General features: G+C 73.0%; 9 protein-coding genes. 7 read left to right on the top strand and 2 right to left on the bottom strand.

What is annotated here, in order from left to right:
* Window positions 1-57: 57 nt before the first annotated feature.
* Together ACHZ99_RS28850 and ACHZ99_RS28845 are read left to right on the top strand one after the other, a co-directional pair.
* Window positions 58-1,272, top strand: a complete 1,215-nt coding sequence (locus ACHZ99_RS28850; RefSeq protein ID WP_420307726.1) for an MFS transporter — start codon at window positions 58-60, stop codon at window positions 1,270-1,272.
* 149 nt (window positions 1,273-1,421) lie between these two features.
* Complete coding sequence (locus ACHZ99_RS28845; protein ID WP_420307725.1) at window positions 1,422-1,628, top strand: DUF5999 family protein; 207 nt, start codon at window positions 1,422-1,424, stop codon at window positions 1,626-1,628.
* Window positions 1,629-1,811: 183 nt separating this feature from the next.
* Here ACHZ99_RS28845 and ACHZ99_RS28840 read toward each other — a convergent pair whose 3' ends face one another.
* A complete protein-coding gene (locus ACHZ99_RS28840) occupies window positions 1,812-2,579 on the bottom strand; it encodes a class I SAM-dependent methyltransferase (RefSeq protein WP_420307724.1) in 768 nt (255 codons plus the stop codon).
* A gap of 282 nt (window positions 2,580-2,861) precedes the next feature.
* On the opposite strand from ACHZ99_RS28840, the gene ACHZ99_RS28835 reads away from it, so the two are divergent.
* Window positions 2,862-6,317: a ThuA domain-containing protein gene (locus ACHZ99_RS28835; protein WP_420307723.1), complete on the top strand. Its 3,456-nt coding sequence runs from the start codon at window positions 2,862-2,864 to the stop codon at window positions 6,315-6,317.
* Window positions 6,318-6,422: 105 nt separating this feature from the next.
* On the opposite strand, the gene ACHZ99_RS28830 is transcribed toward ACHZ99_RS28835, so the two are convergent.
* Window positions 6,423-7,664, bottom strand: coding sequence for an ROK family protein (locus ACHZ99_RS28830; protein ID WP_420307722.1), 1,242 nt, complete (start codon window positions 7,662-7,664; stop codon window positions 6,423-6,425).
* A gap of 151 nt (window positions 7,665-7,815) precedes the next feature.
* Here ACHZ99_RS28830 and ACHZ99_RS28825 point away from each other — a divergent pair, with 151 nt between their 5' ends.
* Genes ACHZ99_RS28825 through ACHZ99_RS28810 form a run of 4 tightly spaced genes read left to right on the top strand, consistent with a single transcriptional unit; the run spans window position 7,816 to window position 12,379 of the window.
* Window positions 7,816-9,132: an ABC transporter substrate-binding protein gene (locus ACHZ99_RS28825; RefSeq protein ID WP_420307721.1), complete on the top strand. Its 1,317-nt coding sequence runs from the start codon at window positions 7,816-7,818 to the stop codon at window positions 9,130-9,132.
* 10 nt (window positions 9,133-9,142) lie between these two features.
* Window positions 9,143-10,150, top strand: a complete 1,008-nt coding sequence (locus ACHZ99_RS28820) for a carbohydrate ABC transporter permease (RefSeq protein ID WP_420307720.1) — start codon at window positions 9,143-9,145, stop codon at window positions 10,148-10,150.
* A complete protein-coding gene (locus ACHZ99_RS28815) occupies window positions 10,143-10,997 on the top strand; it encodes a carbohydrate ABC transporter permease (protein ID WP_420307719.1) in 855 nt (284 codons plus the stop codon). The genes ACHZ99_RS28820 and ACHZ99_RS28815 overlap by 8 nt, the downstream gene beginning before the upstream one ends.
* 20 nt (window positions 10,998-11,017) lie before the next feature.
* Complete coding sequence (locus ACHZ99_RS28810; protein WP_420307718.1) at window positions 11,018-12,379, top strand: GH1 family beta-glucosidase; 1,362 nt, start codon at window positions 11,018-11,020, stop codon at window positions 12,377-12,379.
* Window positions 12,380-12,473 lie beyond the last annotated feature (94 nt).

Genomic DNA, 12,473 nt, shown 5'->3' with positions numbered 1-12,473 from the left:
TGACGGGGTCCGTCAAGCGGCGCGGCCGTCCCGGCGGCCGGGCGCAGCGTGGGTGCCATGGCAACCACCAAGATCCGGCCGCGCGCCCTCGTCCGGGCCTCCGGGGGCCCGCGCTATGCGGTCGCCCTGGTCGTGGACGCGCTCGGCACCGGCCTGCTGCGGCCCTTCCTCCTCCTCTACGGGGTGTCCGTGCTGGGGTTGTCCGCGCCGGTCACCGGCGTCGCCATGACGGCCGGCGCGGTCGCGGGCCTGGTGTGCATGCCCGCGGTCGGCCGGTGGCTGGACCGGGGCGCGCGGAGCACCGCCGTGGCGGCGTCGATGCTGGTACGGGTCCTGGGCGTGGCGCTGCTGCTGGCCGCCCCGGCGGGGCAGGTCTGGCTGTTCGCCGCCGCCACGCTCTTCCTCGGCATCGGCAACCAGGCCTGGCCGGCCACCCACGCGGCCCTCGTGGCCACCGTCGCCCACGGCCGCGCACGCGACGCCGCCCTCGCCGGCGGCCGCGCCCTGCGCAACGCCGGCCTGGGCGCCGGCGGTCTCCTCGCCACCGTGTGCCTGGCGGGCGGCACCACCGCACTGCGGGTGCTGGCCGTGGTCACCGGGCTCGCCTACCTCGCCGCGGCGGCCCTGGCGTGGTCCGTCCGGGTGTGCGCGCGGCCGGCCGGGGCCGGGGACGGGGACGAGCAGCCCGCGCCCCGGATGCGTACGCTCCTCGCCGCCAATGTGATCTACGTCTTCTGCCTCAACGTCCCCGAGGTCGCCCTACCGCTCGTGCTGGTGACGCAGCTGGACGCCTCCCCGGTGTGGACGGGGGCGATCTTCGCGGCCAACACCGTACTGGTGGTGACCCTCCAGGTGCCGGTCACCGTCCTGCTGTCCCGCTTCCCCCGCCGGACCGTGCTGACGGCCGCCGGCATGGTGCTCACCGCGTCCTACCTCGGCTTCCTCGCCGCCACCTCCCTGGGGCCCGGCTGGGCCGCCCCGGCCGTCGCCGCGGTCTCCGTGGTCTGCACCCTCGGCGAGATCATCTACGCGGGCAGCGCCACGGCGCTCGTCACCGCCCTCGCCCCGGCGCATGTCCTGGGACGCGCCCTCGCCCGCTTCCAGCTCTCCACGGGCTTCGGCCTCGCCGTCTCCCCGGCGGTCATCACCGCCCTCGCGCCCCTCGGCCCGGCCGCCCTCTGGGGCGGCCTCGCCACCGCGACGCTCGTCTCCGCCGGCGCCGTCGCCACCGAACGGGAAGCGGCTCCCGCAAAGGCTGAGACACGACCGTGACCGCGCGCGAACCGGGACTCAACTCCGCGGTGCTTACCTGAAGATGGGCGATGAGTTTCCGGCGCCCGCCCGGTCTCACCTACCAGACGGCACCACACCGCCACCGGCGGCCCGGCAGGGGCCGCCGCCTTTCGACCGAGAGGTGTCCGATGTGCTCCCACCGGCCCGCGTGCCCCGCCGCCGACCGCCCTGACCGCGACGCCGCCCAGACCGTGGCCTTCCACCCCGAGCAGGGCTGGAGCCTGCTGTGCAACGGCACGATCGTCTTCGACGACACCGGTGAGCTGCTGCCGACGGGCGCCGTGGTCGCGCCCCGGCGCGAGGTGCGCGCCGGCCTGCTGGCCACCGCCGCCTGAGGCGCCGCGATGAGGCGCATGAGCGTACGCATCCGCCGGCCGCGCGGCACCGCCCGCCCCCTGGATCTGCGCACCCCCTCCGGCCGGCCCCTGCCCTACTGACTCCGCCCGGCAGCCGACCGCACAGACCGCGCTGACAGTGACGGCCCCGCGGCCCGCGCAGACCGTGCGGCGCGGCCGCCGCTAGCCCCCGCGGACCGCCACCAGCACGCAGTTGTCTCCGAACTGCCACACCGTGCCCACCGACGCGAAGCCCGCCTTCTCCAGCAGGTCCACGTGGCGCGCCAGGCTCAGCCCGTTCTCTTCGCCGGGCGGCGGGCCGCGGCGCCGCCGCTCGGCGAAGAGCCGGGCCAGCTCCGGCGCTTCGGCCGCCTCGGCCCACCAGGACGACGCGTCCTCGCCGCCCGGTGCCCGCCGCCGCTCGGCCTGCCGCCGGCCGACCTCGCCGGCCAGCCCGGCGACGGCCCCGTCCTCGTGGGGCAGCCGGCCGGCGTTGACGAGCAGCCCGCCGGGGCGGAGCAGGGTGTGCAGCCGGCCGTAGACCTCCAGCAGGACGCGCTCGGGCAGGCGGTGCAGCATGGACGCCGACACCGCGGCGTCGAGGGGGCGTCCCAGGTCGAGGTCGTCCGCCCAGCCGAGGCCGCCGACGACCGTGTCGACGAAGCGCACCCGGGTGCCGTGCAGCCGGCGGCCGAGGCCGAGCAGCACGGGGTCCGCGTCCACGGCGACGACGTCGAGGGCGGGCATCCGGCGCTGGAGCCGGGCGGCCAGCGAGCCCGTACCGCAGCCGAGGTCGAGGACGGCGGCGCGGTCGTGGCCGGCGGTGACCCGCTCCAGCAGGTCGCCGACGACGGTGAACCGCTCCTCGCGGCCCGTTTCCCGCCGCTCGCGCTGAAGCTCCCAGCGCACCGCCCAGCCCTTGGCCGCCGCCGCGCTCAGGTCCTCGCCCATCCCGTGAGAATACCCGGCTACGAGATCTTGAATTCGCGGCGCGGGCGACGAGGGGGTGGTGCGCCGGGCGCGCGTTGAGGTGCTGCGCACCGGGCCGGGCGCCGTCCGCCCCCGCCGGCCCGCCCGGACAGGCCGTCACCTCCCGGTCCGCGCACGACCGTTGACCACCCGTTAGTAAGGGCTTACTTTGACAGGGCACCGTCAGCAAGCGCTTTCTACACGCCTCGCGCGAGGGGCCCGCCTCCGCCGCGACCCACGTTTCCGCGCACGACTGGGAGCACTATGAGACGCCTAGCCAGACCACCCCTGTCACCCGTCGCCGCCCTGGCCGCGCTGCTGGCGCTGCTCCTGGGCGCGGCCTCGGCCACGGCCGCACCGCAGGACGAGGAGGCCGACTTCCGGGTCCTGGTCTTCTCCAAGGTCACGAACTTCTACCACGACTCCATCCCCGCGGGCATCGAGGCCGTCGAGAAGCTCGGCGAGGAGAACGGGTTCGAGGTCGACGCGACCGACGACGCCACCGCGTTCACCGACGAGAACCTCGCGCGGTACGAGGCTGTCGTCTTCAACAACACCAACTCCACGCCGGCGAGCGGCGACCTGCTGAACGCGGACCAGCGGGCCGCGCTCCAGTCGTACGTCCGGGCCGGCGGAGGCTGGCTCGGCCTGCACGCCGCCTCCGCCAGCGAGCGCGACTGGGACTGGTACGAGGGCCTGGTCGGCGCGATCTTCGACAAGCACCCCGCGCCGCAGACCGGCCGGATCAAGGTGCTGGACGACGACCACCCCTCCACGAAGGGCCTGCCGCAGCTGTGGGAGCGGCACGAGGAGTGGTACAACTGGCGCGCCAACCCGACGGGCAAGGTGCACACCCTCGCGCAGATCAAGGTGCGCGACGGCGTCACCGGCCTGGACGAGGGCGTCGACCACCCGTACTCGTGGTGCCAGAAGTACGACGGCGGCCGGTCGTGGTTCACCGCCGGCGGCCACGACGCGTCCTCCTTCGACGAGCCGCTGTTCCTCAAGCACCTGCTCGGCGGCATCGAGTGGGCCGCGGGCGCGAAGCCCGGCGACTGCTCGGCCACCCAGACCGGCAACTTCCAACGCACGCCGCTGGTCACCGAGGACCTGGCCGACCCCTTCGAGCTGGCCGTCGCCCCCGACCGGCGGGTGTTCTACGCCCAGCGCACCGGCGAGCTGAAGGTCGTCGACCAGGAGACGCTGAACGTCTCCACCGCCCTGGACTTCGACTACACCCCCGAGATGACCAGCCAGTCGGACGGCCTCCTCGGGCTCGCCCTCGATCCGGGCTTCGCCAAGAACAACTGGGTCTACCTCCTGCACTCCGACAAGGAGGAGAACCACATCAACCTCTCCCGCTTCACCATGGAGGGGGATGTCGCCGACCCGGAGTCGCAGAAGGTGCTGCTGACGATCCCCACCTGGCGCGGCGAGGGCCGGGCCAATGTGCACATGGCGGGCTCGATCACCTTCGGCGCCAAGGGCAACCTGTACGTCGCCACCGGTGACAACACCGACCCGTTCGAGTCCAGCGGCTTCACCCCGATCGACGAGCGGGACGGCCGCCGCGCCTGGGACGCCCAGGGCACCTCGGGCAACACCAACGACCTGCGCGGCAAGGTGCTGCGCGTGAAGCCCACGAAGGACGGCGGCTACACCGTCCCGGAGGGCAACCTCTTCGGGAAGGGCGAGGCGAAGACCCGTCCGGAGATCTACGCGATGGGCTTCCGCAACCCGTTCCGCATCACCACCGACCCGATCTCCGGCGCCCTGCTGGTCGCGGACTACGGCCCGGACGCGCGCGGCGCCGACCCGGACCGCGGGCCGGAGGGGACGGTGGAGTACAACCGGATCACCGAGGCCGGCAACATGGGCTGGCCGTACTGCATCGGCAACAACACGCCGTTCAACGACTACGACTTCGCCACCGGCACCTCCGGCGGGAAGTTCGACTGCTCGGCGCCCGTGAACGACTCGCCGAACAACACCGGCAGGACCGAGCTGCCGCCCGCGCAGCCCGCGACGGTCTGGTACGCGTACTCGGCCTCGGAGGAGTTCCCCGAGCTGGGCACCGGTGGCGGCGGCCCGATGAGCGGCCCGGTCTACGACTACGACCCGAAGAACGACAGCCCGTACAAGTTCCCCGAGTACTTCGAGGGGAAGTGGATCACCTACGAGCTGACCCGCAAGTGGTTCAAGACCTTCACCTTCCAGGAGAAGGACCAGCGGTTCGAGGACCCGAGGTTCGAGCCCGCCAAGAAGGGCGACCTGCACTCCATCAACGGGATCTTCGGCGACATGGAGTGGATCCAGCCCTTCGAGGCGCACTTCGGCCCGGACGGCTCGCTCTACGTCATCGACTTCGGCGAGGGCAGCGGCACCGGCCGCGGCGGCAGCAACGAGAACGCCGGCATCTACCGCATCGACTACGTCGCCGAGGGCCGTCCGCCGGTGGCGAAGATGACGGTGTCGGCGGACTCCGGGCCCGCGCCGCTGACCGTGGAGTTCTCCTCCGAGGGCTCGCACTCGCCGGGCGACGACCCGATCACGTACGCCTGGGACTTCGACGGGGACGGCACGACCGACTCCACCGAACCCGACCCGACGCACACCTACACCGAGAAGGGCCGGTTCAACGCCCGGCTGACGGTGGAGGGCCCGCCGGAGCGCACCGCGATGGCGGTGCGCGAGATCACCGTCGGCAACACCCGGCCGGAGGTGACGGTCACCACGCCGGCGGACGGCGGGGCGTTCGACTTCGGCGACACCGTCCCGTACCGGGTGGAGGTCGGCGACGCGGAGGACGGTGAGATCGACTGCTCGCGCGTGGTGGTGCAGACACAGCTCGGGCACGACGACCACCTGCACCCGCTGGACAACCTGACCGGCTGCGCGGGCGAGTTCAAGACCGACCCCGGCGACAGCCACGGCCCCGGCCAGAACCTCTACTACGGCATCAGCGCGCAGTACGAGGACACGGGCGCCGACGGCGTGCCGAGCCTGGTCGGCTCCGACTCGCTCAGCCTGCGGCAGAAGTTCCGCGAGGCCGAGCACCACAACGGCACCGGCGGCGCGAACGGCGGCGTCGAGACGCTGGCCCGGGACGACTCCTCCGGTGGCAAGCGGCTGGGCGAGATCGAGAACGGCGACTGGATCGTGCTGGACCCGGCGAGCCTGAGCGGGATCGACTCGGTCACGGTCGGCGCCTCCTCCGGCGGGCTCGGCGGGGACGTGGAGTTCCGCGCCGGCGCGCCGGACGGCGAGCTGCTCGGCACGGCGACGATCCCGAACACCGGCGGCTACGGAGACGTGGTCTCGCCGACCGTGCCGCTGACCGGCCCGGACGGGGTGGAGAAGATCTACGCGGTCTTCACCAACCCGGAGTGGACGCCGTCGGGTCCCGACCTGCTGGCGCTGGACTGGCTGCACTTCAACGGCCCGGGCGCGGAGAAGGAGTCGGCGGCCGAGGTGACGGTGACGGCCACGCCGGCGAGCGGGACGGCGCCGGCGGAGCTCTCCTTCGAGGGCGCGGTGACGCTGCCCGAGGGGCGGACGGCCGAGGCGTACCACTGGACGTTCGGCGACAACGCGACGGCGGACGGCGCGGCCACGGCGTCGCACACGTACGCCGGGAAGGGGACGTACACCGCCCATCTGACCGTCACGGACGACACCGGGGACCTGACGACCGGTGCGGTGCAGGTGACGGTGGAGTGAGCGCGCCTGCGGTGAGCTGACGCGCTCGCGCGGGCGGCGGCCGGCCGGGGAACGCCCCGGTCCGGCCGCCGTCCCGTCGGCACCCGCGCGCGCGGGTACGGGCCCTCAGCCGCGCGCCGCCGCCGGGACCGCCGGCGGCCGCACGCCGCCCGCGTCGAGGAAGCGGCTGAGCGGCAGCGTCGCGGCGCCCACGGTGACGGCGTCGGTGCCGAGTTCGCCCATCTCGATCGCCGCGCGCGCCGCCGGGTAGCGCAGCGCGTACATGGCCGTGGCTCCCCGTACGGCGGGCAGCAGCCGGGGTCCGGCGAGCAGCCCGGCCCAGCCGGACAGGACGATGCGCTCCGGGTTGAAGAGGTTGACGAGGTCCGCGATGCCGGCGCCCAGGTACTCCGCGGTCTCGTCCAGCACCGCGCGGGCCGCGGGGTCGTCGGCGGCGAGCAGCTCCGCCAGCGCCGACTCCTCGTCGGCCGCGACCGGTTCGCCGCCCGCCTGCCGCCAGCGCTCCAGCATCCCCTCCGCGCCGACGTACGCCTCCAGGCAGCCGCGGGCGCCGCAGCGGCAGCGCCGGCCGCGCAGCTGCATGGTGGTGTGCCCCCACTCCCCCGCGCCGCTGGCCGAGCCGCCGTAGGCGGTGCCGTCGGTGACGACGCAGGCGCCGACGCCGGAGCCGATCAGCGCGATGACGGCGTTGCGCGCGCCGCGGCCGGCGCCGAACCACATCTCGGCCTGGCCCAGCGTCTTGGCGCCGTTGGCCACGGTGTACGGCAGGTCGCCGAGCCCGGTCGCGGCCGTTCGCAGCATCGCCTCCAGCGGTACGGCGTCCCAGCCGATGGTCTGCGCGTGCACCACCGCGCCGCCCCGGGCGGGCTCCCGGTCGACGATGCCGGGGACGCCGAGGCCGACGCCCAGCAGCTCTCCGGGGGCGACGCCGGCGTCGGCGAGCACGGCGGCCAGCCCTTCGGCGATGTGCGCCACGACCCGCCCGGCGTCCCGGCCGCCGTCGGCGAGGGGGCGTTCGGCGCGGGCCAGTTCGGTGCGGGCGAGGTCGAACAGCTCCACCCGCACCCGGGTCTCGCCGACGTCGACGCCGACGAGGTGCCCGCAGCGCGGCGCGACCCGCAGCAGCGTACGGGGCCGCCCGCCGTCCGAGCCGACCGCGCCCGCCTCCTCCAGCACCCCCTCGGCGATGAGTTCCGCGGCGACGTTGCTGACCGACCCGGAGCTGAGCCCGGTGACCGGGCCCAGCTCCAGGCGGCTCAGCGGCCCCTCGAAGTACAGGTGGCGCAGCACCGCGGAGCGGTTGCTGCGGCGCAGGTCGCGCACGGTACGGCCGTTGCTTCTCGCCATGTGGCTCCTTCCCGGAGGAAACATACGCGCCGGGAAACCCGTGTGAGAAGGGTTGACGGGGACTTCTTTCACTACTTAACTCACGCTCTAAATTTAGCGCGAGCCGCGTTCACAGCCTTAAGTCATGCGCCCGGAGAGGGGCCACACGACCATGCGCAGAATCCGCCTGGCGGCGACCGCCGCACTCGCCACCGCACTCAGCCTCACCGCCGCCTCCTGCGGCGGCGGCAGCTCGACCGGCTCGGAGGGCACCAACGACAAGCCCGACGAGCTGACCTACTGGGCGAGCAACCAGGGCACCAGCCTGGAGCACGACAAGGAGGTGCTGACCCCGGAGATCGAGAAGTTCGAGAAGGAGACCGGCATCGACGTCAAGCTCGAAGTCGTCCCCTGGGACAGCCTGCTCGACCGGATCCTCGCGGCCACCACCTCCGGCCAGGGCCCGGACGTGCTCAACATCGGCAACACCTGGTCCGCCTCGCTCCAGGCGACCGGCGGGCTCCTCGCCTGGGACAAGGAGAACCTCGACAGGATCGGCGGCCGGGACCGGTTCGTCCCCTCGGCGCTGGCCGCCGCGGGCGCCGAGGGCAAGGACCCGGCGGCCGTGCCGCTGTACTCCCTCTCCTACGCCCTCTACTACAACAAGGCGATGTTCGCCGAGGCCGGGATCGAGGAACCCCCGACCACCTGGGACGAGTTCGTCGAGGTCGGCAAGAGGCTGACGAAGGACGGCACGTACGGCGTCGCCGTCGAGGGCGGCAACCCGGTGGAGAACTCGCACCACGCCTTCGTCTTCGGCAAGCAGCACGGCGCGGACTTCTTCGACGCCGAGGGCAACCCCACCTTCGACAGCCCCGAGGCGGTCGCGGCCGTCAAGCAGTACGTCGACTTCCTCGCCAACGACAAGATCGCCGCGGTCGGCAACGCCGAGTACGCGCAGAACCAGTCGGTCAAGGACTTCGCCACCGGCAAGGCCGGGATGCTGCTGTGGCAGGCCGCCGGCAGCTCGCTCAAGGCGCACGGCATGAAGGCCGACGAGTACGGCGTGGCGCCGGTGCCGATGCAGAGCGAGGACCCGCCCGCGGGGCAGGACGTCAACTCCATGGTCGCCGGCATCAACATCGCCGTCTTCAAGAACAGCGACAACATCGACGGCGCCGTGGACTTCGTGAAGTTCATGACCTCGACCGAGGAGCAGATGATCCTCAACTCGACCTACGGCTCCATCCCGCCGGTGGTCGAGGCGCAGGAGGACAAGGCATTCAGCACCCCCGACCTCACCGTGCTGCGCGAGGTGCTCGCCACCACCTCCGCGCCGCTGCCGCAGGTCCCGGACGAGGCGCAGTTCGAGACCCTCGTCGGCGACGCGATGAAGGAGCTGTTCGCGGACGCCGCCGCCGGCGACGAGGTGACGACGGAGTCGGTCCAGGAGCGGCTGACCGAGGCCCAGCAGCAGATGGTGAAGTGAGCTGCCCCGGATGACCGCGACCGCCCTCGACACGCCCCCGGCCGGCCCCGGCGACCAGCCGCCCGCCGGCCGGGGCGCCGCCCGCAAGCGCCGCCGCCCCGGCCGCGGCCGCGTGCGCCGCGGCGCCCTGCCGTACCTGCTGCTGCTGCCCGCTCTGCTGCTGGAGCTGCTGATCCACCTGGTGCCGATGGCCGTCGGCGTGGTGATGAGCTTCAAGGAGCTGACCCAGCGCTACATCCGCGACTGGGGCGCCGCGCCCTGGGCGGGCCTGGACAACTTCGAGGTCGCCGTCGACTTCGACGCCCCGGTGGGCGAGGCGCTGCTGCGCTCGTTCCTCATCACCTGCGCCTTCACGGTGCTCGCGGTGGGCCTGTCGTGGCTGCTCGGCGTCACCGCGGCGGTCCTGATGCAGGACTCGTTCCGCGGCCGCGGGCTGCTGCGCGCGCTGTTCCTCACGCCGTACGCGCTGCCCGTCTACACCGCCGTCATCACCTGGTCGTTCATGCTCCAGCGGGACAACGGCCTGGTGAACCACGTGCTCCACGACCAGCTGGGGCTGACGGCCGAGCCGACGTTCTGGCTGATCGGCGACAACGCGTTCCTCTCGCTGGTCGTCGTCTCGGTCTGGCGCACCTGGCCGTTCGCCTTCCTGGTGATCACCGCCGCGCTCCAGAACATCCCGCGGGAGATGTACGAGGCGTCCGCGATCGACGGCGCCGGGATCTGGCAGCAGATCCGCCGGATCACGCTGCCGTCGCTGCGGCCGGTCAACCAGGTGCTGGTCCTCGTGCTGTTCCTGTGGACCTTCAACGACTTCAACGTGCCGTACATCCTGTTCGGCAAGTCGGCGCCGGAGTCGGCCGACATCATCTCCATCCACATCTACCAGTCGTCCTTCGTCACCTGGAACTTCGGCGCCGGCTCGGCCATGTCCGTGCTGCTGCTGCTCTTCCTGCTCGTCGTCACGGCCGGCTACCTGCTGCTCACCTCCCGCGGAAGGAAGGCGGCCCGTGCCTAGCTCCCCCACCGCGCCGCCGCGGTCGTTCGTGTGGACCCGGCGGATCGTGCTCACGCTCCTGACGGTCTTCGCCGTCACCCCCGTGTACGTGATGCTCAGCAGCTCGCTGAAGCCGCTGGAGGACGTCACCGGGGCGTTCCGGTGGATCCCCAGCGGGCTGACCGTCCAGCCGTACATCGACATCTGGGACACGGTGCCGCTGGCCCGCTACTTCCTGAACTCACTGATCGTGGCGGGCGCCGCGACCGGCTGCTCGGTCGTCGTCGCGGTCTTCGCCGCGTACGCCGTCAGCCGCTACCGCTTCCGCGGCAAGCGGATCTTCACGGTCACGGTGCTGTCCACCCAGATGTTCCCGGGGATCCTCTTCCTGCTGCCGCTGTTCCTGATCTTCGTCAACATCGGGAACACCACCGGGATCGCCCTCTACGGCTCCCGCGGCGGGCTGATCCTCACGTACATGACCTTCACCCTGCCCTTCTCGATCTGGATGCTGGTCGGCTACCTCGACTCCATCCCCCGCGACCTCGACGAGGCGGCGCTCGTCGACGGCTGCGGGCCGCTGAGGGCGCTCTTCCGGGTCGTGGTGCCGGCCGCCGTCCCCGGGATCGTCGCCGTCGCCATCTACTCCTTCATGACCGCCTGGGGGGAAGTGCTCTTCGCCTCCGTCATGACCAACGACGTCACCCGGACGCTCTCCGTCGGACTGCAGGGGTACGCCACCCAGACCGAGGTGTACTGGAACCAGGTCATGGCCGCCTCCCTCGTCGTCAGCCTCCCCATCGTCGCCGGCTTCCTGCTGCTCCAGCGCTACCTCGTCGCCGGGCTGACCGCCGGAGCCGTCAAGTGACCCGCCCGAAAGGAACTGAAGTGCCCGACCTGGACCTCGACCTCCTCCCGTCCGACTTCGTGTGGGGCACGGCCACCGCCGCGTACCAGATCGAGGGCGCCGTCCACGAGGACGGCCGCGCCCCCTCCATCTGGGACACCTACGCGCACACGCCCGGCATGGTCGACGGCGGCGACACCGGCGACGTCGCCTGCGACCACTACCACCGCTGGCCGGAGGACATCGCGCTGATGCGCAGCCTGGGCACCGAGGCGTACCGCTTCTCGATCGCCTGGCCGCGCGTCGTCCCCGGCGGCGACGGGCCCGTCAACGAGCCCGGCCTGGCCTTCTACGACCGGCTCACCGACGCCCTCCTCGAAGCGGGCATCACGCCCTTCCCCACGCTCTACCACTGGGACCTGCCGCAGGCCCTCCAGGACCGCGGCGGCTGGGCGGAGCGCGGGACCGCCGAGGCGTTCGCGGCGTACGCGGACGCGGTGGCACGCCGGCTCGGCGACCGGATCACCCACTGGGCCACCCTCAACGAGCCGCTGTGCTCGGCCTGGATCGGGCACCTGGAGGGCCGGATGGCGCCCGGGCTCACCGACCTGACGGCGGCGGTGCGGGCCTCGTACCACCTGCACCTCGGCCACGGCCTCGCGGTCCAGGCGCTGCGCGCCGCCGTGCCCGGGGCCCGGATCGGCCTGGTCAACAACCTCACGCACTGCGAGCCGGCCTCCGACCGGGACGAGGACGTGGCCGCCGCCGCGCGCGCCGACGGCCACACCAACCGCTGGTGGATGGACCCCGTCCACGGCCGCGGCTACCCGGAGGACATGCGCCGGCTGTACGGCGTGGACCTGCCCGAGCGCCCCGGCGACCTGGAGACCATCGCCGCGCCGCTGGACTGGCTGGGGCTGAACTACTACTTCCGCCAGGTCGTCGCCGACGACCCGGACGGCCCGCTGCCGTACGCGCGCCAGGTCGACCTGCCAGGCGCGCGCCGCACCGCGATGGGCTGGGAGGTGCACGCCGAGGGGCTGACGAAGACGCTGGAGCGGATGGCGGACGACTACCGCGTCCGCTGCCTCTACGTCACCGAGAACGGCGCCGCCTACCCGGACGCGGTCGGCCCCGACGGCCAGATCGACGACCCGGAGCGCACCCGCTACCTGGAGGAGCACCTCGCGGCCTGCGCCGAGGCGGTGCGCCGCGGCGTGCCGCTGGCGGGGTACTTCGCCTGGTCGCTGCTGGACAACTTCGAGTGGGCGTACGGCTACGACAAGCGCTTCGGGCTCGTCCACGTCGACTACGCCACCCAGCGGCGCACCGTCAAGGGCAGCGGCCGGCGCTACGCCGACCTGATCCGCGGCCACCGCGCGGCGGCGCGGCGGGCGGCGTAGCGCGTACGGCCGGGCGCCCGCGCGCCCGCACTCCGCCCGGGTCCGCCGCCGCGTCCCCTCCCCTCCCCCCACCACGACGGCGTGCCCGGGCGGT

Source organism: Streptomyces sp. MAR4 CNX-425 (assembly GCF_048656465.1).
Classification (GTDB): Bacteria; Actinomycetota; Actinomycetes; order Streptomycetales; family Streptomycetaceae; genus Streptomyces.
Note: the sequence above shows the minus strand (reverse complement) of the source record. Positions and strands in the feature narration are given on the sequence as shown.